The 21,980-nt window shown below is 42.2% G+C and carries 17 protein-coding genes and 1 tRNA gene; 15 read left to right on the forward strand and 3 right to left on the reverse strand.

The window, feature by feature from the left end:
• The first annotated feature begins 156 nt into the window (after positions 1 to 156).
• Positions 157 to 348, forward strand: coding sequence for a hypothetical protein (locus tag M886_RS02585; RefSeq protein ID WP_048036659.1), 192 nt, complete (start codon positions 157 to 159; stop codon positions 346 to 348).
• A gap of 252 nt (positions 349 to 600) precedes the next feature.
• Here M886_RS02585 and M886_RS02590 read toward each other — a convergent pair whose 3' ends face one another.
• Positions 601 to 885, reverse strand: a complete 285-nt coding sequence (locus tag M886_RS02590; RefSeq protein ID WP_011033000.1) for a non-histone chromosomal MC1 family protein — start codon at positions 883 to 885, stop codon at positions 601 to 603.
• 224 nt (positions 886 to 1,109) lie between these two features.
• Between M886_RS02590 and M886_RS02595 the strand changes: the two genes are divergently transcribed.
• The 5 genes from M886_RS02595 to M886_RS02620 all read left to right on the forward strand — a co-directional run bounded on the left by M886_RS02595 (position 1,110) and on the right by M886_RS02620 (position 8,141).
• Positions 1,110 to 1,364 (forward strand): type II toxin-antitoxin system HicB family antitoxin, encoded by a 255-nt coding sequence (locus tag M886_RS02595; RefSeq protein ID WP_011033001.1) that lies wholly within the window; start codon positions 1,110 to 1,112, stop codon positions 1,362 to 1,364.
• Between the two features lie 1,776 nt (positions 1,365 to 3,140).
• Positions 3,141 to 3,213 (forward strand) — tRNA-Gln (locus M886_RS02605).
• 279 nt (positions 3,214 to 3,492) lie between these two features.
• Entirely contained in the window at positions 3,493 to 5,064 is a 1,572-nt protein-coding gene (locus tag M886_RS02610; RefSeq protein ID WP_048050607.1) for a PAS domain-containing protein, read from the forward strand.
• A gap of 541 nt (positions 5,065 to 5,605) precedes the next feature.
• On the forward strand, positions 5,606 to 7,531 hold the full coding sequence (locus tag M886_RS02615; RefSeq protein WP_084685037.1) for a right-handed parallel beta-helix repeat-containing protein: 1,926 nt from the start codon (positions 5,606 to 5,608) through the stop codon (positions 7,529 to 7,531).
• Between the two features lie 61 nt (positions 7,532 to 7,592).
• Positions 7,593 to 8,141, forward strand: coding sequence for a cobalamin B12-binding domain-containing protein (locus M886_RS02620; RefSeq protein WP_015411537.1), 549 nt, complete (start codon positions 7,593 to 7,595; stop codon positions 8,139 to 8,141).
• A 762-nt stretch (positions 8,142 to 8,903) separates the two neighbouring features.
• Here M886_RS02620 and M886_RS02630 read toward each other — a convergent pair.
• Together M886_RS02630 and M886_RS02635 are read right to left on the reverse strand one after the other, a co-directional pair.
• Positions 8,904 to 10,157: an ABC transporter permease gene (locus M886_RS02630; RefSeq protein ID WP_235203855.1), complete on the reverse strand. Its 1,254-nt coding sequence runs from the start codon at positions 10,155 to 10,157 to the stop codon at positions 8,904 to 8,906.
• Complete coding sequence (locus M886_RS02635; protein ID WP_048050610.1) at positions 10,150 to 11,061, reverse strand: ABC transporter ATP-binding protein; 912 nt, start codon at positions 11,059 to 11,061, stop codon at positions 10,150 to 10,152. The genes M886_RS02630 and M886_RS02635 overlap by 8 nt, the downstream gene beginning before the upstream one ends.
• 110 nt (positions 11,062 to 11,171) lie before the next feature.
• Here M886_RS02635 and M886_RS02640 point away from each other — a divergent pair, with 110 nt between their 5' ends.
• The 9 genes from M886_RS02640 to M886_RS02680 all read left to right on the forward strand — a co-directional run bounded on the left by M886_RS02640 (position 11,172) and on the right by M886_RS02680 (position 21,749).
• Complete coding sequence (locus M886_RS02640; RefSeq protein ID WP_048046283.1) at positions 11,172 to 11,843, forward strand: dihydrofolate reductase family protein; 672 nt, start codon at positions 11,172 to 11,174, stop codon at positions 11,841 to 11,843.
• A gap of 818 nt (positions 11,844 to 12,661) precedes the next feature.
• Positions 12,662 to 14,602 carry a proton-conducting transporter transmembrane domain-containing protein gene (locus M886_RS02645; protein ID WP_230670650.1) on the forward strand — a complete coding sequence of 647 codons (1,941 nt, stop codon included), beginning with the start codon at positions 12,662 to 12,664 and terminating at the stop codon, positions 14,600 to 14,602.
• On the forward strand, positions 14,599 to 15,540 hold the full coding sequence (locus M886_RS02650) for a respiratory chain complex I subunit 1 family protein (RefSeq protein ID WP_048050611.1): 942 nt from the start codon (positions 14,599 to 14,601) through the stop codon (positions 15,538 to 15,540). Before M886_RS02645 ends, M886_RS02650 begins: the two co-directional genes overlap by 4 nt.
• Positions 15,537 to 16,223, forward strand: a complete 687-nt coding sequence (locus M886_RS02655; RefSeq protein ID WP_011033010.1) for a hydrogenase-4 component E — start codon at positions 15,537 to 15,539, stop codon at positions 16,221 to 16,223. The genes M886_RS02650 and M886_RS02655 overlap by 4 nt, the downstream gene beginning before the upstream one ends.
• Entirely contained in the window at positions 16,220 to 17,758 is a 1,539-nt protein-coding gene (locus tag M886_RS02660) for a proton-conducting transporter transmembrane domain-containing protein (RefSeq protein WP_048036650.1), read from the forward strand. The genes M886_RS02655 and M886_RS02660 overlap by 4 nt, the downstream gene beginning before the upstream one ends.
• An 11-nt stretch (positions 17,759 to 17,769) precedes the next feature.
• Positions 17,770 to 19,395 (forward strand): hydrogenase large subunit, encoded by a 1,626-nt coding sequence (locus M886_RS02665; RefSeq protein ID WP_048050612.1) that lies wholly within the window; start codon positions 17,770 to 17,772, stop codon positions 19,393 to 19,395.
• Positions 19,396 to 19,480: 85 nt separating this feature from the next.
• On the forward strand, positions 19,481 to 19,993 hold the full coding sequence (locus tag M886_RS02670) for an NADH-quinone oxidoreductase subunit B family protein (RefSeq protein ID WP_048036648.1): 513 nt from the start codon (positions 19,481 to 19,483) through the stop codon (positions 19,991 to 19,993).
• Between the two features lie 321 nt (positions 19,994 to 20,314).
• Positions 20,315 to 20,500 (forward strand): hypothetical protein, encoded by a 186-nt coding sequence (locus M886_RS02675; protein WP_048042152.1) that lies wholly within the window; start codon positions 20,315 to 20,317, stop codon positions 20,498 to 20,500.
• 463 nt (positions 20,501 to 20,963) lie between these two features.
• On the forward strand, positions 20,964 to 21,749 hold the full coding sequence (locus M886_RS02680; protein ID WP_048039635.1) for a helix-turn-helix transcriptional regulator: 786 nt from the start codon (positions 20,964 to 20,966) through the stop codon (positions 21,747 to 21,749).
• Positions 21,750 to 21,980: the final 231 nt, after the last annotated feature.

The following is a 21,980-nucleotide window of genomic DNA, read 5'->3' on the forward strand; positions in this document are numbered from 1 at the left end:
CCAGAGTTCTATTAACATAAACTTTGGGAGTGATATATGTACAAGTATAAAATCCCTGCGCTTGTAGGGGAGAACAGAAAGAAAAGATCAGCGAAAATAGACATAAGGAATGTCAGACTCGAAATGTTTAAAATAAACTGAATAATATTTCAAGGTATGACAATTTACTTTCCTTTTTCTGTGACTATTCGGAAAGAAGAGAACACCTATATTTCAATCTGCCCGGAGGCGGATATTGTCTGTAGAGGGGAAAGTATCGAAGAAGCGGTTACAAACCTGAAAAAAGAAGTTGAACAATTCCTGGGGGAAGAACTGCCCAGGGGATTTTCGAAAATTGTATATTACTAAGAAATTTTTTTACTAAGAAACGTTTTGTCATCTGGCTCAAAATTCCCCGGATTCTGAAAAATAGCGCTTATAAAATACAGAATCCCATTTTAAGCTTGAAGCGGATAATTTAGAAAGAAAAGTCTACTGGAAAAAAATCACCACATATCCAGAAAAAAGTATTAAAAATATCCAGGGAAAAGAAGATGCTCGTGGGCTTTGAAAAAAATGAAATGTCCCCGGTTTTCCAGGGTATATGAAGAAAAATGTATTTTACTCGATTGTTTCTATTTTTTCTTTCTTAACAAAAGGTTTGCTGATTTTATCCGGCATCCATTCAGGCTTGTTTTTCGGAGCTGCGACAACCTGCTTCCATGCCTTGAAAACGTGAATCTTCTTTGTCCCGCGCTCTCTTAGACGGATAATATCTGGTTTTGATTTTGTTCCTTTACCTCTGTTTGCAGCTTTCAAAGCAGCCTGACGAGGCTGTTTTCCAGTGAAAACTCCATGTTCCGTGCCATCTACATCTCGCAAAACAAAATTTCGTGTGTCAGCCATAAAGGTCATCTCTCAAAGTATATTATTAGAGAGTGATTAAGTTGAAAGTATATATAATTTTCTTATAATGTGGTCAATAGTTGTTGCTTTCTTTAAGGTATAACCTTTAGTCATACTGCCATGAGAAGAGAATATACGGAACAGAAGGCTTTATGCAGTACAAATTGACAGATACAGGGGACCAACTGCGAAATATTTAACATAATCCCGAAGTATTACAAATTATGACAGAAACGTTTACTTTAACTGCGAAGGTGCAGAAAAAGGGTGACTGGTACATATCCTCATGCCTGGAACTGGACATATCAAGCCAGGGAAAAACGATTGAAGAAGCAGTGTCAAATCTAAAGGAAGCAGTTGAGCTCTATATTGAAATAGAAGGGATTGACCTTCCGGTCAAGCGTCCTTTTTTGACTAAATTTAAAGTAAAGGGAAAAAAAACCGAAGATAAAAAAACCGAAGATAAAAAACCGAAGTAAAAAGTGTTGTAAGAAGAAGCTTAGAGGCACTATTGCCCTTTAGTTACTATGTCCCCCAACATAGCAAGCCCCGAAGATATGCTCCCCCAAGCATATTGAATCAGAAGCATGATCAATTGCCCCCAAGCAGTTCCATTTTAATACCCGTCTCACTTCCCAACTCCACAAATATAACATTATATCATTACTATTTCAAATTAATTACTCCAAATTTTTCATTCAGAAAAAAATTAATTCCATATTGAAAACTTCAAAAGAAGATTACAGATAGGAGATTAAAGATATAAGGAAAGTGAATTACCACCGGGCTAAGGACTCAGGGGTTTTACGTTTATTGATATAAAAGATAAGGAAATAAAAAATCAGGGGAAAGGACAAAAATAAGATAGAGAAAGCGAAAAGGAAAATCAAAGAAGGAATTAATCAGAGACAGAGTAAGAAAAATCCCGAAAGCATTTGTTCCGGCTGTAGTCCTCGATACATTTGTTCCAGAGATATGCGCCCCCGAGCATAAGTCAAGAACAGGTCAAGAACAGGATCAAAGCTTTCGAGAGATTCTCAATTCCTGTACTTATTCACATCCATTACTCATTCGTTCGATCTGTTCACTCCCGGTTGCAAATATATAATTAACTCTTGATTATTTTAAATTAATTATATTAAAAATTGTTTCGCAGCGAAATATATTTTATTATGAAACAATTCAGCGCCTGAAAAGGATTCAATATTAAATATTATTGCAATACCATTACTTTCTGAGAAAAAAGGCAAATTAAAAGAATAGCGGATGAATATATTGCTTTTTCAACTCAGAGGTTACTTCTCCTGAAAGCAGAGATTGAAAAAGTTAGTGAAAAGGTTAGTGAAAAAGAGTAAAAAGGTTGTAAAAAAAAGAGTAAAAAGGTTGTAAAAAAAGCCCGGATGCCGCATAAGTTTCTGCATCCCCCAACACAGCCTCTTCAAATTATGCTCCCCCAAGCATATTGATTCAAAGAGAATACCAGCGGCTCCAGGCAGTTTTTTGGTGGCAGATTACATTGGTTTATCCTGTATTGCTTCCCAACTGCAACATATAATTATAACGTAAGTTATTTTAAATTAATTATGTTAAAAATTGTCCTACAGCAAATTATATTATTGCATTAAAAGTTTTAAAGTAAGAATAAAATATGCGGCATTTGTAATTTTTAATTAAAAAACGTAGCAAAAAGTATTCTGTTGGAATTAGATAATATTCTGTTGGAATTAGATAATAAAGAAATAATTTTGAAACAACATAAAAACGGAACAATACGGGATATAATTAACTGAAAATTAATTGATTACAAATTAGAACCAATAAAATGCTTAGACCAATAAAATGCTTAAACCAATAAATGTTTAGAACCAGTAGAATGCTTAATACAAGAAGAAGCCCGGTGCCACCGTGATCCTTTGCCGTATTCCCCAACCAGCCGCCCTGAACAATGCTCCCATCAAACATGTTCCAGAGCAGGACCCGATAACTCCGGGCAATTATTTTACAATCCGCTAACACTTCTCTATTCGACCATACCTTTCTTTTCCAGCTCCATAATATACTAATAATGTAAAATACTTTAAATTAATTATACAAAAAATTTTTTTGAAACAAAAAAGATTGCTATATGAAAAATTTCAACGCCAATATATGATTTTTGATATGATTGATATTTTACAGGAAATTCACAAAAAAGTCCCGAGATGGCACAAAAATTAAGTACATGAATTAAGCTATAAGTAAAAGCTTTCATGCGCAGTCCTGTAGGGTAGTGGTCAATCCTTCGGGCCTTTGGAGCCCGGGACAGCGGTTCGAATCCGCTCAGGACTATACTATTTTTCCAGTTAGGGATTAAAAAAATCTATAAAAAATACTTTTTTTCAGTTCATCCAGTGTCTTCCGATCTATTCCTGCACGTACACTTAGAAAAGATACTCTGGAAAGGTTTGAGAAATCTCAATTATATAAATGAAAAGTGACTATATATCTCAAGAGATATAATATAAAAATCTCGAGTCTGATTTTCAGTTTGATGCCTTCTCCTGTTCAAGAGTTCTTATATTTCAATTCAAACATCAGGATCTTTCCGGGGGTGAAAGAATTAGTTCTTTGATATCCGAAGATGCAGGACCAGAAGAGCTTGAAGCAATAGCCGTAGCAGTACATTCTCTTGTAGGGCTCCCGACCACTATCCGCAGTTTAAAGCGGAAAGGGCTTCGCCTGGAAAACGGAAAAATAATTGATAGAGACTATACGGGACCTGTACTCGAAGAGGTACTCAGGAACGGTAAAACTGTGCGTGGAGTCCCAAAGGGAGGTACGTACCTTGGCAGGAATGTAGCCGTTTCCCCTATTTTCTCCGAAGATGGAAAAGTTGTTGCAGCAATAGGAATTGTGGATTTGCTCTCTGTCCTCAAGATGCAGGAAACAATCCGGACTGTGGTAAATAACAGCCCTGCTGTTGTTTTTCTATGGAGAAATGAAGAAAAGTGGCCTGCAGAATTCGTTTCGGAAAATGTTGTTAAGTTTGGATATACAGTTGAGGACTTTATTTCCGGCAATTTCCTTTACGGGGATATCATCCATCCTGAAGACAGGAACAGAGTGAAAGAGGAACTTAAAACACGAATACGCAGAGGGGAAGTTGACTTCAATACGGGATACAGGATATTCACAAAAGCCGGAGACGTGCGCTGGGTTAATGAAAGGGCATTTATTCAGAGGAACAGAGAAGGCGAGATAACTCACATTCAGGGGCTTGTGCTTGATATAACTGAAGACAAAGAAAAAGAAGAAGCGCTCAGTAAATCGATTGAAATGCAGAGCATGCTGAGAACCATAATCAACAACAGCCAGGCTATAGCTTTTTTATGGGAGAACAAAGAGAACCTGCCTGCAGAATATGTTTCAGAGAATGTGACCCAGTTAGGGTATAAGGTAGAAGATTTCATATCAGGAAAGGTGCTGTACGGGGATATAATACATAAAGATGACATTAATAAGGTTAATGAAACCCTTAAACGCAGCATCGCTGAGGGGCAGGGTTCTTTCGGCATTGAATACAGGATTTATACAGGAGAGGGAAGAATGCTCTGGGTAGAAGAAAGAGTCTTTGTCCAGAGGGACGAAGAAGGCAGAGCAACTCATCTTCAGGGCCTGGTTGTGGATATTACCGAAAGAAAAGAAGCCCAGAAAATGCTTGAAATACAGAGGGAACTTGGAGCAAAACTTAACACGACATGGAATCTCCATGCCATTCTTAATATGGTACTTGATGCCTGCCTGCAAATAAACGGGATAGATGCCGGAGGCGTATATATCAGGGATGAACTCCTGGACCAGATAAACCTTGTTCAATCCCGCGGCATCTCTCCAGAATTCAAAGAAAAAGTTTCCAGGTTTAAAGCAGACTCAAATGAAGCAAAACAGGTCTGGGCTGAAAAACCTATCTATTCAATGGATTTTTACTCGGATAAAATGGCTGAAGCTGCAAGAAAAGAGGGGATAAAAGCAGTTGCGGTAATTCCTTTAAAATATAGCAACGAAATCATAGGCAGCCTGAACTTTGCTTCCCATACTCTGGATAAGATTCCATGGAATATCCGCAACTTCCTTGAGAGCATTGCCCTCCAGGTGGTAAGCCATATAGCCCCGGTATGTATCCAGGCAGACCTGTCCTGAACTACCTGCTGAACCTGAAATTTTAACCGGGTTTCCAGCTCCCTTAAACCGAATAGAGCCCGGTGAGCATAAAAGTGAACAGTATACCAGTAAAAAGCGAACAATATACCAGTAAAAAGTAAGCAGTATACCAGTAAAAAGTAAGCAGTATACCAGTAAAAAGTAAGCAGTATACCAGTAAAAAGTAAGCAGTATACCAGTAAAAAACGAACAATATACCAGCAGGCAGTAAAAGATAACAGTTGTTATCCAGATAACCAGGTCTAAATAATAAAATTAAAACTCTTTTTTTAAATCAGCTATGAACTCCGTTTAAGGATTGTTTCCGGGTTAGCTGAATACAGGATATTCTGAATTAACCCTCAGGTGGATTTTTAATCTGACCATGTCCCTGTGAAAACCTGAATACTGGTCGTGCAGAGACCTTCTTATCTATCCTGTAAAGTTTGCCCAAATTTCATGGGTTACCCGGAAAAAACTCATCCAGCATTCATTATTCAGACTTTATGAGAGAGATAAACCGGGGTTCATTTACAGGAAGGTGATACTGTTGAAAGGGAAGAGAATATTTGTACTTATTGCTGTTTTCACACTGCTTATCCTTATATCAGGCTCCGCATCCTCAGCTACTCTTTATGTAAAAGAAGGAGGAGGAACAGGATCATACGAAAATCTGCAGGAGGCAGTAAACGCAGCTTCCGAAGGGGATATTATCCTTGTTGGGAAAGGGCAGTACAGTGAAAACGTACTCGTAAATAAATCACTGGAAATAAGCTCCACGAATCATAACCCTGAAAAAACCGTAATCACTGCTCTAGACCCGGAAGCCCCTGTGTTCCACATTGTTTCTGATTCTGTAAAAATCAGCGGGTTCTCTATAAAAGGGGCAAATTCCACATATGGAATTTACCTTGACGGCGTTTCTGGAAGCAATATCACTAACAACTATTTTTCAGGAAACTGGAGAAGTATCGTGCTGAATAATTCACACGGAAATATCCTGAAAAATAACCGCCTGGAAAGCAGTGACAACGGTATCTGGCTTGAAAGTTCGGAACGGAACCTGATAAAAGACAATAAAGCAAAATCGAACAGGCATTACGGATTTTATCTTAATTCGTCCGAAAACAATACCCTTCAAAATAATTGCGCATCTGAAGGAGCGGTTGGCATCTACCTGGAAGATTCATCCGGCTGCCGTATATCTGGCTCAAAAACATTGAATAATTTTTACGGAATTTATCTTACCGGCTCAGGGGAAAGCCTGCTTGAAAAGAATACCGCAAACTCAAACGAAATGTACGGGATATACCTCGGGAACTCGAACGGAAGCATCCTGAGAGGAAACAAAGCTAATTCAAACCACTGGGGAATTTATCTCGACTCAAGCTTCAATATACTCCAAAAAAATAAAATGTCCCGCAACAGCAGAAATTTCGGGGCTTACACCTATCATTACACAGGTGAAATGAATAACAGCATCGACACAAGCAATAAGGTAGACGGGAAATCGATATATTATTTGTCAGGAGTTTCAGACCTTACAATTGACTCCAATTCCAGTGCAGGAGTTGTATACTGCATAAATTGTGAAAACATCACCCTCAAAGACCTGGGTCTTGAAAACAGCAGTTTTGGGGTTTACCTCTATAATAGTCAAAATTCTCTGCTTGAAGGATGCAGCATCTCAAACTGTGAACATGGAGTATATCTTGGAAACTGTTCCATGACAGCTCTAAGGGGAAATGATGTAAATTCTAATGAAGGAAACGCTTTCATTTTGAGCAGCTGCAGGAACTGCCATGTAGAAGATAACAGTGCTTCAAATAACATGGCGGGAATCTGGCTGTGTGATACAAGCACAGACAATGTCCTTAAAGAAAACACTGTTAGCTCAAGCAGCTGGTGCTGTGTAGACCTTGGGGATACAAGCTGCAACAACACCCTTGAAGGAAATATACTTTCAGAGGCTTATGAAGGGATCTACCTCTACGGGTCAAGTGAAGAAAATACCCTGAACAATAATACCATCACAGCCAGCTCCTATGGATTATATACCGAAGGCTGCGGCAACAATACAATATCAGGAAACAGGATACTGGGAAATAATATCGGCATCTCTCTTAACCTGAACTGGACAGATGGGACAGGTTCAGACTTCAATATAATCTACAACAATTACCTGAATAACAGCCGGAACGCTGAAGACTTCGGAACAAACAGCTGGAATATTTCGAAAATCGCTGGTGTGAATATTGCAGGGGGGCCTTACCTTGGCGGAAATTTATGGGTTTCCCCGCAAGGGAACGGTTTCTCAGAAACAGCTTCTGACGAGGACGGGGATATGATTTCAGATCTGCCTTACAATGTAACGGAAGCAAACTGTGATTATCTTCCCCTTATATCCGGAAAAACCGCAGAAGATTTTGAAAATGTGAGCGGAAAAAGGTGCAGAAGGAACAGGTAATTCCGGAGAAAAAAAAGTCAGAAGGAAGTCAAAAATCTGGAGAAAGAAAGGAGAGAAAAATATGTGCGTTAAAAAATTGAGTTTACTGGTCCTGTTAATTCTGGGGATAGTTGCTGCTCAATTCATCTTCCCTGTGTCGGCCGGAGATCCGGGCGGAAAGGATAGAGGTAATGTGGGAGCTGTCGTAATCGCTACTGTTGAAGGGGATTCCCACACTTATGGCAAGGACAGTATTGCAGCCGCTTTTGAAAAAGAGGGCTTTGAAGTAATTAACCTTGGAGAGGGAGTCTCATCTGAAAGATTTGCTGAAGCCGCCAAAGAACACGAAGCAGATTTTGTATTCAGTTCGGCATCCATGAGCACAACCATGATCCAGCAGATACAGATTGAAGAGCAGCTTAAAAACGCCGGAATACGGGATAAAGTCGTAACAGGTGTGGGGGGATCGCTGATAACTCAGGAATGGGCTGACCGGATAGGAGCTGACATCTACGCTTCAGGTTCGGAAGACGCGGTCTTAAAAGCAAAATCGGCTCTCCTGAACAGCAGCACCCAGGAAACCCATATTTCGGCTGATGAAAATACAAATTGCGGAAGCTGCCATGGATAAACCCACAGAACAAAAATTTTGAACAGGAAGATTGGGAGACGTTAACTCTCCCAATCAAATTGTTTAGATAAATGTAGTAATAAATCGGGCCAGCCCGGAGGAAAGAAAAGCAGTAAAAAGAGAAGCAAGAGGGGAGTAAGAGAAAAGAAAATCAGGCCAGCAGAGGGGAAGAAAAGCAATAAGAGAGTAAGACGAAAGAAAATCAGGAAAAGCGATGTAAAGAACCAGAAAAAAGCAGTTTATGGAGATGGATATTGTAAAAAGAGCAGTTTGGTGGTTCAAAGGGGTTCTGCATCCATGAAGTAGATTACGGGATCAGCTTTCAGACTGTCCTGAATTTACCTCATTTTACAGCTTACGCATTAATGAAGTATATTGCAAGATCGGTTTTCAAGCCGTCCTGAATTTGCTTCATCTTACATCCTGCGCGTCAATGAAGTAGATTTCGGGATCAGTTTTCAGGCTGTCCTGAATTTGCTCCATTTTACAGTACTTCCCTTATGAACCAATTAATACTATGTAACTCATAATATAAAATCCCAGCGATAGAATTATAGAATATTAAGTCAGTTAAGAAATATAATTATCGAATGCCCTGATTAGCCCCTAAAAACCCTTTCATCCATCTTGAATATTTAACCAGTCATCTAACAGGAAACAAACAGGTTATAAGACAGGAGATGCAGGCACCTGACCCATTAATTTAAATTGGAAGTCTGACTGCTGTTCAAGTCAGCTTTTTCTTTCCTCAATAGTCCTCCTTCATCTCCCGGCGTCCCGGATGCTCTTCAGGATTTCTTTTACTTCGGGTCTTTTTCCGTACATGAGTAAATAAATCCTGAATAGACGGCTCGAAATTATAATTACCACGTGAATAGAAACAAAAAGGATGAAAAGGCTGGCTGCGATCTGGTAGAAAGGCACTTCTGAAGCCGCGATTCTGGAAAGCATAGTTACGGGAGATGTAAATGGAAAAAGGGAGAGAAAAACTGCAGCAGGGCTGTCAGGATTTGTAAGTATGAGCTGCATGAAAACTAGAGGGAAAGCAGCAGCAAATGTGAAGATGCCTGCAACCTGCTGGCTCTCCTGAAGGGAGCCTGTTATTGCCCCGATTCCTGCCATCATGCTGGCAAAGAAGAGAAAGCCCAGCAGGAAATAGATAAGGGCAAGGAAAAGAATCATGGGATCCACTCTTACAGGGAGGGCATATCCACCTCCGATAACAATGACAGAGAGCCACACAATAATCTGTAGAAGGCCGACTGCGCCAAGCCCTATTATTTTTCCTGTAAGAAGTTCTGTGGGGGTAGCAGAAGAAAGTAGAACTTCCATAATCCTGTTTTCCTTCTCTTCGGCAACTCCACGAAGTAGATAGCCTGACGCGGTAAATATGCTGAAAAAAAGGAGAAAACCGGTAAGGAAAGGAAGACCAAAGCTGGCCAGGATCTCAGCTATTCCCTGCTCTGACGACTCCCCGTTGTCCCCGATATTATAAAGCCTCAGGTTGATGGGGTCCTTGATCCTCTGGAGCACAGACTCATTCACTCTGTCTTTCAGGAGAGAGTCAATAGCTATATCCGAAAGCTCAGCCGAGAGTTCAGCCCCCGGAACTGACATTTCTTTTTTGGAGGAATAAAGTTCAATCACACCGGTCTCAAGGAAATTTTCAGGGACTATAATATAGGAAGAAATTCGGCCTGACCGCAGGGCTTCCCTTGCTTCGGAGTTCTCTTCATACCTTACTAACTCTATTGTTAAGGGTTTTGCTTCCAGGGGACCTGCAGAGAAACCTTCGCTGATAAAAGATTCCGGGAATTCGAAGGAACCTGTCATGTCAATGTAGCCTACTCTCTGGTCTTCGACAGTGGCTGTACTGACAAGCAGGGAGGGAATGATTGCTATTCCGGCAAGGAGGAGAGGAAAAACAAAGGTCATGAAGAGAAACTCTTTGCGCCTGACAGTTTTTAGAAACTCGTGCCTGGCAACAATAAAGGTTTTTCCGGAAAACTTACTCACCGGAAGCACTCTCCACAGTTTCAATAAAAATATCGTTCAGGGAAGGAAATGCCTGCTCAAAGCGAAGTATCTCAGCCCTTTTAACAAGCTCCTGAAGAACCGCCTGTGCGCTTATCCCTTCCTCAGGAAAAATCTCTAACAGCCCCTCATGCCATGCAATTTTTTTGATGCCTGGAATTTCTCGAATAACGCTTAAATTCCTTTTATCCGCAAACTCAACAAACAAAGAGTTTTTTCCATGTTCTTTCCGTATTACTTCAACAGTACCGTAAAGAACCTGCTGGCCTTTATTGAGCATAAGAATTCTGTCGCATAGTTTTTGCGCCTGCTCCATCATATGTGTGGAGAGTATGACGGTTCTGCCCGCGTCTCTGTACTCGGTAATTTTGGATTTAATGGTTTTTGTGCTCACAGGATCAAGCCCTGAAAAAGGCTCATCAAGAATGATAAGTTCAGGGTCATGGATTATTGAAGAAAGGAACTGAATTTTTTGCTGCATCCCTTTTGAAAGCTCTTCTATTCTCTTTTCCCTGTGCTCATAAAGCTCCAGGGATTTCAGAAGCTTTTCAGCATTTGCCTGAGCTTCTTTTTTAGGGACATTTTTAAGCCGGGCAAGGTAAACAAGCATATCCAGAATTTTTGTTTTTTTGTAAAGCCCCCGTTCTTCTGGCAGGTATCCTATCCTGTCCTTTCCGGCAGCAGTAAGAGAGCTCCCAAAAACATGGATTTCGCCTGAATCCGGCTTTATAATGTCAAGAAGCAGTCTTATAAGGGTTGTTTTTCCAGCCCCGTTAGGGCCCAGCAGCCCGAAGATTTCGCCCTTCTCGACTGAAAAGGAGATATCTCTGATGACATTTTTTTCTGCAAAAGACTTTGATACGCCTTTAAATTCCAGAGCATGCATCCAGATTAAATATATTCCAAGATAGAATAAGTTTATTGAATGTTTGATTTAAGTTAATACAACTTTAATTAAACTATATATGCTTTTAATTTGGGGGAAGAGGTGAAAACATGCTACCCAGACTGGTTATACACAACAGCATAAGCCTTGACGGCTCAACCACTGGTTTTGATGCAAACCTTGATGTTCACTATGGGATCCTGGGCAGTTACGAACCCGATGCCATGATAGTAGGGTCAAATACCGCAAAGGTGGGGACACAATTTTTTTGCGAAAAGATACCTCCTGAAGATAAAGAGGACTTCAAAAAGCCTGATATCCATCCGGATGATACAAGGGCTTACTGGATGATCGCAGACTCAAGAGGGACTCTCGAAGGGCTTATGCACGTATTCAGGCGTTCAGAATATAGTAAAGACATAATCGTACTCGTCTCGGAGAAAACCCCTGAATCTTACATAAATTACCTCAAGGAAAGAGATTATGATTTTATCCGGGCAGGGGCGGAACGTGTGGATGTCAGGCAGGCTCTTGAAATTGCAGGTGAAAGATACGGATTTAAACTTGTGGTTTCAGACAGCGGAGGGATATTAAACAGTATTTTACTTGAACAGGGACTTGTTGATGAAATAAGTTTGGTCCTGACTCCGGAAATTGTTGGGAAAAGCGGGACGAACCTTTTCAGGGGCATTGAGAAAAGCGGGATTCAACTGGAGCTTTCAAGAAACGAGATTGTGGAAAAGAAATATGTGCACCTTGTTTACAGGGTTTTGAAAGAATAAGGATAAGAGCAAAGATAAGGCAGAAAATTATCTCAGGTACGAAAAAACCTGTAGATATAGTTGCGAGTTCGCCAGGGGGACTTAAAAAGAGCCCATACCGGCAGGTATGAGAACCCGGGCATCAGAACATGCCGGACTATGCTTCAATTATTCTGGAGTATATGCATTCCTGACGCTATACATTTCTGACTTAAATGTTATACATTCCTGACTCAAATGCTTGACCCGTAAGAAAGAGTAAATGGAAAAATCATTTCCTGATAATATACCGGAAACATTATTTAGATCGGAAATTTTTTGAGTTGAGATTAATATTTTCAAAATGTAAAGGTTTTGAAGTAGCTATATTGGAAGTAAACCATAATATTAATGTTAGACCATTCTAATTAACAAAATTTTATTAATCCGGTTAAAAATATCGGGACAGAAAATTTTCTTCTCGTAAACGGAAAGAAAAGCCGGATTATTACTTTCAGGGAATTTTTTATTCTTTTTTCAAAGCTTTATTGATTTTTTTCCAGAAAAATATATATCATGAATAATAATTAGTAATCGGTGCAATAAACTTTATAATGTAAACCTATATAATATGAGAGAGTATTAGGCAAAAAACGTCCCCGGGAAAAGCAGCCTCCCGGATGAAATTTACGGTGGAATGTCAATACGAATTACATAACTAACCCTGATATCTCATGTGCAGAGGACAGTTTCAAAAGTCCCGCTTTAGGCAGGACAGGAACTGAAAAAACAGGACTCTTTTCCCGAACTGGAAAACTGTTTTCAGCTTTTCTTTCAGCTGCCAGACCTGGGTTTGAGGAGTGAATATATTGCTCGAAGCCTTAATGTATGGTGCAATCTCTGCCCTTATATCCGGAACAGTCCTCCCTCTCCTGTATCGCAGTAAAAACATAAGAAAGGCTTCTTCTGGTCTTTCTCTTCTCTCATCAATCCTGCTTCTGGGCTTTGCGGGCATAATTCTTTACACCAGAACAGAGCCTGTTTTTCCAGTTACCGGATTTCTTCCGGGCGCTGGTTTTACCCTGAGCGCAGACAGGCTTGCAGCCGGGTTTATCCTGCTAATCGCAGCAGTAGTGCCCGGAGTTTCAATATATTCGGTAGAATACGTTGAACACGCTAAAAGCGAAGCCAGAAAAAGCCTTCAGGCATCCCTTACAAATCTTTTCATCCTTGCCATGCTTATGGTCGTTCTTGCAGGCAATATGGTAAGTTTCCTGGTTTTCTGGGAAATAATGTCCCTTTCCTCTCTCCTCCTGGTTCTGCATGACTACTCTTCCGAGGAGAATAAAAAAGCCGGCTTTTTCTACTTTGTAATGACCAATATAAGTACGGCTTTTCTTTTCGTGGGCTTCATAAGCCTCTTCAGGCTGACGGGTTCTGCCGATTTCGGGCCTCTGGAATACCCTGCAGCAGATCTGGCTTTACCTTTCATCTTTCTGTTCATCGGATTTGGAGTCAAGGCAGGGCTTGTCCCTTTCCATAAATGGCTTCCCTATGCTCACCCTGCAGCCCCTTCAAGTGTTTCAGCCCTGATGTCAGGAGTCATGCTGAAAGTTGCAGTTTACGGCTTCCTGCGTTTTCTGCTCTCGGTATCTGCTCCCGAACTCTGGTGGGGAGTGCTTATCCTTACAGCAGGCAGCATTTCAGCCCTTTTCGGGGTAATCTATGCCCTTAAAGAAAATGACATAAAAAGGATGCTCGCCTACAGCAGCATTGAAAACATAGGAATTATTTTCACAGGAATTGGGCTGTATGCAGTATTCAAAGTTGAGGGGCTTGAATCCCTTGCCCTCTTAAGCCTTGCTGGGGCCTGTTTTCATGCCTTTAACCATGCTGTATTCAAAAGCCTGCTCTTCCTCTGTGCAGGCTCGGTGGTCCATGCTACAGGCACGAGGAAAATCGAAGCCTTTGGAGGGCTTGTAAAAAGCATGCCTGTAACCTCTGCCCTTTTCCTGATAGGTTCGGTATCCATTGCAGCCATGCCGCCAACAAATGGTTTTGCCGGCGAGCTCCTGCTTTACCAGGCTTTCTTCCAGTCTTTTGCCGTAACAGACCCTCTACTGAACATATTTCTGATAATTGCCCTCTCAAGCTTTGCCCTTACCGGAGCCCTTGCAGCTGCCCTTTTCGTAAAACTTTTCGGGATCACCTGCCTTGCAATCCCGCGCTCTGAGAAGAGCAGGCTTGCAGAAGAAGTCCAGAAACCCATGCTGTTAGGGCCTGCAGTGCCGGCAGCTTTCTGTATACTGGGCGGGTTGTTTTCAAAGCAGCTTCTATCTCTCGCAGGCTGGGAAATCGATTTTCCGGACCTTCTCTTGCTGGGGATTCTTCTCGGCTTGATATACACAGCCCTTTTCGTAATAATCCGCTCAAAAGAAACGGGCCCTGCAAGGATTAGCGAGACATGGGGATGCGGGATCCCGGCCCTTGCACCTTATATGGAATACAGTTCTGCAGGCTTTTCCGAGCCTCTTGTAATGATCTTCAAAAGTATTTACAGGACAAAGATTGTGAACAGGCCCGAGTACTTCGACGAAAAGGAAAGCCTCTTTAAGAACGGAAAGGTGGAAATACGCCTGCTCCGCTTCTTTGAAGAATACCTTTACATCCCACCTGCGCGGGCAATTGATATTTTTTCAAAACATGTTTCAAAACTGCAGAATGGAAAACTTGACAGTTATGTCCTTTACGCCTTTCTTGCAGTGATTGTATTAATTATAGCAACCGGAGGCTTTGTATGAACAGCTCGTTTCTGCTCTTCGCCCTCCTGAATCCCCTGTTTGCCCTGCTGGCAGCCCCTCTATACATGGCTCTGATTCGGAAAGTTAAGGCATATGCCCAGGGAAGAAAGGGTCCGGGGCTCTTTCAGGCCTATTACGACTTAAAAAAGCTCATGAAAAAAGAAACGGTGTATTCCCCTGTTTCTTCATGGGTCATGCGGTTTACTCCGTACCTTAACCTTTCAACCCTTCTTGTCTGCTCACTTTTCGTACCTCTGGTATTTGTCCCCGAACCTGCAGGAGGGTTGGGGAACATAATTGTTTTCCTGTACCTTCTGGCGCTTGAAAGGTTCTTTACCGCCCTTGGAGGGATTGACTCGGGGAGTGCTTTCGGAGGCATGGGCAGTTCAAGGTCCATGAGCCTTGCTGCTGTAATCGAACCTACCATGGTAATTTCCTTTGCAGCTCTGGCATTTGTCCTGAAAAGCCTTAACCTGCACCAGATGTTTACACTTACCGCAGGCAAGGTTCTTCCAATCAGCCCGACCCTTGTCCTTGTCGCAATCTCCCTCTTCATTATCCTGATTGTGGAGACCGGCAGAATCCCAGTGGACAACCCTGCAACTCACCTTGAACTTACTATGATTAACGAGGCAATGATCCTTGAGCAGGCAGGAAAGAACCTTGCTCTGCTCGAGCTTGCACATGCCCTTAAACAGCTCCTGCTGATGGGAATTTTGATCAACACAATCCTTCCGGTAGGGCTCAGTACTGAGATAGAAGCAGGAAAAATTGCAGTTTCAGCCCTTCTCTTCCTTGTAAAGGCAGGGCTGCTTGCAATAATAATAGGGCTCTTTGAATCATCCCTTGCAAAGATGAGGCTATTCAGGCTTCCCGCATTTTACGTCATGGCGTTTTTCTTTTCAGCCATTACAATCCTTATCGAGGTGTTTGCATGATTGACCCGACCTTCCTTGAAGGCATAATTAAGATCCTTTTCGTCTTTGTCCTCATCAGTGCAGGGTTGATCATTTCAACCCGAAACCTGAGTTCGGTATTGACCGCATACACAATCCAGTCTTTCCTGCTGGCTTCAGTCTCATCTCTCCTTTACCTGATGGACGGGAAAGACCAGCTCCTGCTACTGGCGGTCCTGACCCTGGCAAGCAAGGTAATCCTGATTCCTTACTTTATTTCCAGGATAGAAGAGAAAATAAAGATAGGGAGAGACCTCCATTTTACATATCTGGAGCCAACGCCCTCTCTTCTGCTGAGTATAGGTCTTATCATCCTCTCCTACACCTTCCTTTCAAGGGTTTTCGAAGGTCTGCCCCTCTCTAAGCTTTTCTTTTTCGGGGCGGTAATAGGGCTTTCCCTGACCCTGATGGGTATGCTTGTAATATTCAGCAGAAAAAGAGTCATCACAAAAGCCCTCGGTTACCTCAGCATGGAAAACGGGGTGCTGATGTTTGGCCTGTTTGTGACCGAGCTCCCCTTCATTATAGAAGTCCTGATTATAATTGACCTTATTATCCTGGTCATACTGACCACAATCCTGGCTGTGGGAATGGACTCCAGCATTGAAGAATACAGGCAAAAGTTCCGGAAACTGCAGGTATGGGCAGGAGGTGAATCCCAGTGATCCGGTACTACCTTCTAATAATGGGAATATTCCTGGCATTCGGCCTTATTCCGAAATCTCACAGGCTTATGAATGCACTTGCCGCAGGAAACGGAATGCTGCACCTTGTTGTGAGCTGCGTGGCCCTTTCCGTTCTCGACCTGCCGGGAAGGCTGGGAGAGTCGCTGTATCTTGACCACCTCAACCTTTATGTAGAACTGATAACCGCACTTGGATTCACTGCTGCAGCCTTCTATGCCAGAGGGTACACTGACAGCCTTATGGAAGCAGGAGAACTTGACCCCAAGAACCTGAAGACCTTCTACCTTGCCTTCAACCTGCTTCTTATTACAGCCACAGTTGCGCTCTTCTCAGACAACCTGGCACTCTTCTGGATCTTCGCAGAACTCACTACGGTCTGTGCCGCCATGCTAGTTGCGATACTTTCTGCAAGGGAAAATATCGATGCAGCCTTAAAGTACGTCTTTATAGTTTCCGGAGCCATGCTCTTTGCTTTCCTGGGATTAATTTTCCTGTTCACACTCTCGGAACAGGCACTTGGGGAAGGCACTCTCAACTGGACAGAACTGGCAGCTCATGTTTCAGAATTTTCACCTGCCCTGCTCCTCGCGAGCTTCACATTCATGTTCATAGGTTTCGGGGCAAAAGCAGGGGTAGCTCCTTTTCACACCTGGCTCCCGGATGCCTATGCAAGAGCACCTTCGGTGAGCGCAATCCTCTCAGGGCTGATGCAGAACCTGGGGATCTACGGCATAATAAGGATGTATGCCCTGCTCAGGGAAAGCGGCGCAGCCCCGCAGGCTTCCTCTATCCTTCTTGCAGCAGGGGTTTTCTCAATTGCACTTGCTTCATTCAGCATGTTCCAGCAGAGAAACCTTAAAAGGCTGATAGCTTTCTCGAGTGTCGAGCATATGGGCCTTCTCCTTATAGGGATAGGAATAGGGACGCCTCTGGCTCTTTTCTGGGCCCTTTTCTACATGCTCGTCCATGTCCTTGTAAAGGAAACCCTGCTGTTTTCCGCAGGCATCCTGCACAGGCAGTACAGAAGCAATATGCGTGAAAACATGTGGGATGTTTTTAAACTCCAGCCCAGGGCAGCCTGGAGCCTGATACTTGGAAGCATTGCGATCGTGGGAATGCCGCCTTTTCCCCTTTTCCCGGCAAAGTTTTTCATCCTGCTGGAAAGTGCGGCAATTTCCCCTTACCTGACCCTTGCAATACTGCTTATGCTCATCCTTGCAGCTGCCTCCTTTGCAAACTTCCTGTTAAAAGCTTTCTCAAAAGTAACCCTGGAGGAAGAAATAGAAGGGCAGATTACCAGGCCCCATTCCTTAACAGGAGAGGCTGAACTGAAAATCGCAGCCGGAGAAGCAGATCATGATGAAATAAGGCTTCCACGTAAGTATGCTGTTAAGAGCGGGATGAGGATTCCGGCAGTTTTTATGCTGGCTCTTGCCCTTGCCCTGGGATTTTATTTTCCGGACTCGCTGACGGATCTGCTGGATGCGATAATTCTCGAACTGGGATATGTTTAAGGGGCGTATGTATGGACATCAAAATGAACGAAGATATAACAGAACTGCTTTCTACAGTCTCCAGCATCGCACAGGAGAAGCTTGAAATTCTCAGCGCCCGTGAAAACGAGATATACCTGAGAATTTCGGAAACCGGGTTTAAAGAGGCCTGCCCTGCACTTGCGGAAAGGAAGTTTAGCCTGATAGGGCTTTTCTGTGCGGAAGCCTTTGAGGGAAAGGACGGCTTTACCCTATTTTATGCCTTCAAGAAAGAAGGAATGTCACCGGTCCTTATTCTCGTCAGGGAAACAGGAAATGAAAAAAGGATTACTTCGATTGCAGAAACTTTTCCCTCAGCATCCTGGTTTGAAAGGGAGGTCAGGGACGGTTTCGGCATTGAATTTGACGGAGCTTTTGATACACGAAGGCTTTTCCTGCACGAGTGTTATCCTGAAGGTTTCCACCCCCTCCTGAAATCCTTCAAAAACGGACCAATCAGCCCGGTTGAGGCTCCGCGTAAGGAGTACAAATTCAGGCAGCACAAAGGGGAGGGTGTATATCAGATCCCCGTCGGGCCGGTGCATGCCGGGATAATTGAGCCGGGACATTTCAGGTTCAGTGTGATAGGAGAGCCTATATTCAGCCTGGAGATCCGTCTTTTTTACAAGCACAGGGGAATAGAAAAGCTGGCTGAAGGAAAAAACCCTTCAGAATGTGTTGCTCTCGCAGAAGCCGTAAGTGGGGATGAGAGCATGGCAAACGCAGCAGGATTCTGTATGGCAGTGGAACAGGTCTGCGGGATAAAGGTGCCTGAAAGGGCGGAACGCCTGAGGGCGGTAATGCTCGAACTGGAGCGCATTTACTCCCTGCTCGGAGACCTCGCAGGAATGGCTGTAGATGTGGGTTTCGCGCTTGTAGCAAGTCCGTTCTTCATATTAAGAGAAGAAGTTTTCAGGCTGAACGAGAAGCTAACGGGTTCAAGGTTCCTTCGCGGGATCACCGTTCCCGGAGGGTTGAAAAAAGACATTCCAGACCCGGCTCTGAAAGAAATTCCTGAATTTCTTGGGAAGTTTTCCAGGTCTTTTGAATCCGCTTATAACAGGGCAACATCTTCGTCTTCCCTGATTGACAGGTTTGTAACGACCGGAGTGATAAAGAAAGAACTTATTTCTCCGCTTAACCTTACGGGCCCTATTGCCAGAGCTTCTGGGTCCTCTTCGGATACCAGGCTTGACAGGCCTTACGGAGCCTACAGGAACTTTACTCCAGAGCACTGCCTGAGGAAAAAAGGAGATGTTTTTTCCCGTTTTGAGATAAAAGCCAGTGAAATCCGTGCAGCTGTGGGCCTGATCCTCCGTCTCACGGAAAAACTCCCGCAGGATCCCGTACTTGCTGAGAACGGCGGAAGAGGAGAAAGTGCCGGAGAGATAAACATTTCCGGAACTACAGGATATTCCCTTTCCCTGGTAGAAGCCCCAAGGGGACAGAACCTTCACTGGGTATATCTTAAAAACGGGATTGTTGACCGTTATAAGGTAAGGACGGCATCTTTCTGCAACTGGCAGGCTATAGAACATGCTGTTCTTGGAAATATTGTTCCTGATTTCCCCCTGATAAATAAGAGCCTTAACCTCTCCTATGCAGGAACGGACCTTTGAAAAGAGAAAAAGGCAGTTGAAGGTTCGAGCAAAAAAACAGTGAGCAGATTCAATTAAGGAATATAAAGAAAAAGTGAGGTCTTATATGGTAAACCCTCTTTCCCTTTTCCTTCGTCCGAAAGTTACGGAGACATTTGAGTTCAGGGACGAAGAACTGGAAGCCCTTGGAGCACAAATAAAAAAAGAAGTTCCTAAAGTTTTCGGGCACAGCCTTGCAATCCGTGAGCTAGACTCGGGAAGCGACAATTCTACGGAGATAGAAATTTCAAACCTTGGAAACCCGCATTATGATGTTGAAAGGTTCGGGATTTCTTTTGTAGCATCTCCCAGGCATGCTGATGTCCTTCTGGTTACAGGGGCAGTCACCCTTAATATGGCTGAAGCCGCAAAAAAGACCTATGAAGCCATGCCTTACCCCAAGTATGTAATAGCAGTCGGAGACGACGCCTGTGACGGCGGGATCTACAAGGGTTCTTACGCCGTACTTGGGGGAGTTGACAAAATCCTTCCCGTGGATGTAAAAATTCCCGGGAACCCGCCCTCTCCAAAAGAAATTCTTCAGGGAATTTTTGCCCTTGTAAAAAAAGCCCGGGAATAATCCGGGGATCTCTCCTGCCTCATGCAGGAGTCAACTTCTTTTTACTTCTGGCTATATTCCTTTGATCAGAACCCGTTTACATCATACCCGTTTACTGAAGAAATTTAGTCTTCAGGCATCAGGTGTCGGAAAGATTTAGTCTAATTGTTTTCTATTCCAGCTGTTTTCTATTCTGATTATTTTCTATTCTGATTATTTATCATACCAGTTATTTACTGTGTTTTACTTTCTATGTTTTTATAATTTGACCCCTGAAGCTATCCAGACAAATAAATTAATACAAAAATCAGCTTTCATAGAAATTGTGGGGAAGAAATTTTTATGGAGACTAAAGTTTTGCTAAATCTCCTGTCGGTGGGACATGAAGACCTGTGGGATCTGAGCTTCAACAGAAAGCCACAATATAACAATATGGTCTATGGAATTAACAATGTGATCTCAAGCGTATCATGGAATTCATCAAGGACAGTATTTAAAGGCTCAAAAGAATTTCTTAATAAGAAATAAACGACATAGGGAGCTTAAATATATCGAGATAGCCCAAAATAGTTTTTAATTTATATTAAATCTATAAAAAGTCACAAATATTCATTTTTTATGCGAAAAAACCTTAAAATATTCAATAAATAAGAAATAATTCTTTTAATAAAAAACAGAGCTTTAGAAAATATTATTTAAGAAATAAAGATAAAAATAGAAGTAAAGTAAGCTAAAAGATCCTTTAAAAATATGGGAAAAAAGGAAAGTAAAAAGCAGGAAAAGTAGCTTAACTTTAAGAAAGTAAGTGTTTTTTGGAAAAAAATATAAGGAATCAGCTAAAAAGTAGCCCATGAGTGTTGCATTAAGTCCCCATTACGGTTTTCTCCTGGGAGAAAGAAAGGACTTTTGCCAATAAAAGTTGCTTCCTGAAAAGGAATGAAGGAGAAATGCTCCGGCATACCTCAGAAGCTTCTAGGGGAGATGGAATAAAATGAAAATATCACTGATTGACCTGGCGTTCCTGTCCGAAAAAAGGAAAGACGTACTGCTCCTTCTGGAAGAAGGACCCAAGACAGGCGACGAAATAAAAACAGCCCTCAACGTGAATTCTACGTCAATTATGCCTCAAATTAAAAAGCTAAAAGAAGGGCGCCTGATAGTGCAGGATGAAAAAAATTCATACAGGCTTTCGGATATGGGGGAAATAGTTGTCGAGAAGATGGAGCCTCTTCTTGATACAGTCAGGGTTTTTGAGGAGAACTATGATTACTGGATCAACCATGATTTTACCGCAATTCCCGAACACCTCCTTAACAGGATAGACGAACTAGGAAACTACTTTATGCTTGAAGCCGACCTTAACCGGCTTTTTGAAGTCCCTGAAGACTTTAAAAATAACCTGCTCGAATCCAGAAATATAAAAATATTTCTTTCATACTTCAATCCCCTTTATATTGAAATATATTCCGAACTCATAAAAAAAGAAGCAGATATGTGTCTCATCCTGACAGAGCCTGTTTATGACAGGATGAAAAAAGACTACAGAGAAGACCTGAAGATGCTTATAGAATCAAAGAGAGCGGAAGTTTATATCTGTGACAAAAACGTAACTCTTAAAGACGTTGTAACAGAACGTTTCTGCTCGCTCGTACTCTTTGATAAAAAAGGGAAGTTTGATCATCAGCGCTTGATGAGCTTCGACGAAAGTGCACTTAAATGGTGCGGAGAGCTTTTTTCATACTATAAAGACATGTCCAGAAAGCTGGAGAAAATATAACTGCCTACGGATAATTGCGTAAAATAAAAACATTTCTCCTTGATGACAGACTGAAAATAAGCTGCAAAATTCAAATATGGAATGAAAATAAGCTGCAAAATTCAAATATGGAATGAAAACCGAATTGAAAAATAGCTCCTCGAAAAAAAAACGTTTTCCGGCTTTAATAGCCTGTCAACCTCAATTTACTTTTCCCGTGGCTCCTGGATCTGCATTTTAGACCTCTTCAGA

It is taken from the genome of Methanosarcina soligelidi, assembly GCF_000744315.1.
Taxonomy (GTDB): Archaea; Halobacteriota; Methanosarcinia; order Methanosarcinales; family Methanosarcinaceae; genus Methanosarcina; species Methanosarcina mazei.

What these genes read in the sequence shown, in the direction of transcription:
- M886_RS02655 (WP_011033010.1), top strand. Translation starts at nt 15,537, where the DNA reads ATGATTGACCCGACCTTCCTTGAAGGCATAATTAAGATCCTTTTCGTC.
- M886_RS02675 (WP_048042152.1), top strand. Translation starts at nt 20,315, where the DNA reads ATGGAGACTAAAGTTTTGCTAAATCTCCTGTCGGTGGGACATGAAGAC.
- M886_RS02595 (WP_011033001.1), top strand. Translation starts at nt 1,110, where the DNA reads ATGACAGAAACGTTTACTTTAACTGCGAAGGTGCAGAAAAAGGGTGAC.
- M886_RS02590 (WP_011033000.1), bottom strand. Translation starts at nt 885, where the DNA reads ATGGCTGACACACGAAATTTTGTTTTGCGAGATGTAGATGGCACGGAA.
- M886_RS02635 (WP_048050610.1), bottom strand. Translation starts at nt 11,061, where the DNA reads ATGCATGCTCTGGAATTTAAAGGCGTATCAAAGTCTTTTGCAGAAAAA.
- M886_RS02680 (WP_048039635.1), top strand. Translation starts at nt 20,964, where the DNA reads ATGAAAATATCACTGATTGACCTGGCGTTCCTGTCCGAAAAAAGGAAA.
- M886_RS02620 (WP_015411537.1), top strand. Translation starts at nt 7,593, where the DNA reads ATGTGCGTTAAAAAATTGAGTTTACTGGTCCTGTTAATTCTGGGGATA.
- M886_RS02585 (WP_048036659.1), top strand. Translation starts at nt 157, where the DNA reads ATGACAATTTACTTTCCTTTTTCTGTGACTATTCGGAAAGAAGAGAAC.
- M886_RS02650 (WP_048050611.1), top strand. Translation starts at nt 14,599, where the DNA reads ATGAACAGCTCGTTTCTGCTCTTCGCCCTCCTGAATCCCCTGTTTGCC.
- M886_RS02670 (WP_048036648.1), top strand. Translation starts at nt 19,481, where the DNA reads ATGGTAAACCCTCTTTCCCTTTTCCTTCGTCCGAAAGTTACGGAGACA.
- M886_RS02665 (WP_048050612.1), top strand. Translation starts at nt 17,770, where the DNA reads ATGGACATCAAAATGAACGAAGATATAACAGAACTGCTTTCTACAGTC.
- M886_RS02640 (WP_048046283.1), top strand. Translation starts at nt 11,172, where the DNA reads ATGCTACCCAGACTGGTTATACACAACAGCATAAGCCTTGACGGCTCA.